2 protein-coding genes are annotated in these 1,850 nt (G+C 66.2%); one reads left to right on the top strand and one right to left on the bottom strand.

Going from position 1 to position 1,850, the window contains the following annotated elements:
* On the top strand, positions 1 to 663 hold a 663-nt coding region (locus tag WAN71_RS17905), incomplete at its 5' end, for a PE-PPE domain-containing protein (RefSeq protein ID WP_422226618.1).
* A gap of 84 nt (positions 664 to 747) precedes the next feature.
* Here WAN71_RS17905 and WAN71_RS17900 read toward each other — a convergent pair.
* On the bottom strand, positions 748 to 1,850 hold a 1,103-nt coding region (locus WAN71_RS17900), incomplete at its 5' end, for a DNA polymerase IV (RefSeq protein ID WP_422226617.1).

The raw sequence follows: 1,850 nt of genomic DNA, 5'->3' as shown, positions 1-1,850 counted from the left end.
AAGCTGTACCTCGACCCGAACGGGTACCACGGCACCACCGCATCGACGCTGGCGCTGACCACCCCGGAAACCAACGACTTCGGCTCGAGCGTGACGCAGGGCGAGAACGATCTTGTCAAGGCGGTCGTCGCCGACTACAGCGCCGGCGACATGCACTGCGCCGCCTCCGGCCTATGCAGCGACCCGCTGACCATTTTCACCTACTCACAAAGCAGCGTCGTCGCCTCCCTCGCCGAACAGCAACTCGCCGACGACAAAATCCCCACCGACGCTTTACGTTTCGTGATGGTCGGCGACACGGCCAGCGCACAAGGCGGCTTCCTCAACACCTTGGCCGAAACTCCCATGGGGACAACAATCCTCGACGACCTCGGCTGGCAAAACCTCGTCGGGGACACCACCCCCCACCACCTGTACCCGACCGAGGTGTACACCATCGACGGCGACTACTGGGCGGATCCCCTTAACGCCGGCTCCGGCGGCGCAACACTCAACGACGTCTACCTCGGGTTGGCACTCCACGCCGCCTACCTCGGGTTGACGCCAGCTGAAATCGACTCGGCCACACCGGTAGTCGACGGAATGACAACCTACTTCGACATCCCAACACTCAGCGGCGCCGAGCTGTGGGACGCGCTGCTTAACGCGTACAGCGCACTGTGAGATTCAGGCTCTTGCATTGCCGCGGCAGCGAATTCCACCGTCGCCAGGACGTCGGCCCGTCCAAGTACGGATAGTCCTCGAGGATCACACCGGCTCGTCGGCCCGCAGCGTCGCGACGTAGTCCGGCCAGTCCAGGCTGTCCACCGGATTGGCCCGGATGATTTCACCGGTGTCGGATTGGAAGGTCCGGGCCGGCCCCGGTCCTGAGCTGCGGGTCTCGAATCGCACCGTGACCACGCCGTGGCCGGCGCCTTGCACCCAGCCATGCCCCAGGTCTTGATGTGTCACGTCGTCGCCCACCCGCCACGGCGAAGGTTCCGCATCCGGGCCAAACATCGCCGCGGATACCGTCTCCAGGGAATGCTGCGACTCCGGCTCAGACAGCTCTAAGTCAGGGAACAGCGACTCCTGGCGCACGTCGGTTAAACCCGAAAATCCCACGCCCAGAAGCCGAATCGGGCCGATCTCCTGGGGATCGAGCAACAGCCGACGAGCCAACGCGGTCAGCGCGGCCGCCTCGGTCGTCGCATAGGGCAACGTCGCCGAACGAGTCAGCGTGCTCATGTCGGATTTCTTCAGCTTCACCGTGACGGTGCGGGCGCCGCGGCCGTCGCGCAGCAGACGTTGATGAGCGTGCTCGGCGATCGAGTCGATCGCCTCGCGTAACTGCTCCAAGCTCGTCAGGTCAACCGCGAAGGTGGATTCGGAGCTGATCTGCTTGGCTTCGGCCCGCTCGGCAACCGGGCGGTCGTCGATCCCGCGGGCCAACCGGTGCAGCGCGGGCCCGATCGTCGCACCCAGGATGCTGGCCGCCTCGGCGTCACTCAGCGCGGCCAGCTGCCCGATTGTGTCGATGCCCAGCCGATGCAGCTTCTCGTCGGCCACCGGCCCGATCCCCCAGAGCCTGCGCACCGGAAGGCCACCCAGCAACGACTTCTCCTCGACATGCCGGACCACCCGCACCCCGTCGGGTTTGGCCATACCCGAGGCAATCTTGGCGATCTGCTTGCCCGAGCCCGCACCGACCGAGGCGATGAGGCCGGTCTCCTCGCGCACCCGTCGCCGCAGGTCCTCGCAGAACCGCTCGACCTCGGCCGCCGAGGCGCCAACCAGCTCCGACGGCTCCCCGAACGCCTCATCGAAGGAGAGCTGTTCGAGGACGGGCATGGCTGCGCGCACGGTGTCGA

Origin of the sequence: Mycobacterium sp. (assembly GCF_049280035.1) — a bacterium.
GTDB lineage: Bacteria > Actinomycetota > Actinomycetes > Mycobacteriales > Mycobacteriaceae > Mycobacterium.
This window is presented reverse-complemented; position numbering and strand designations above follow the sequence as displayed.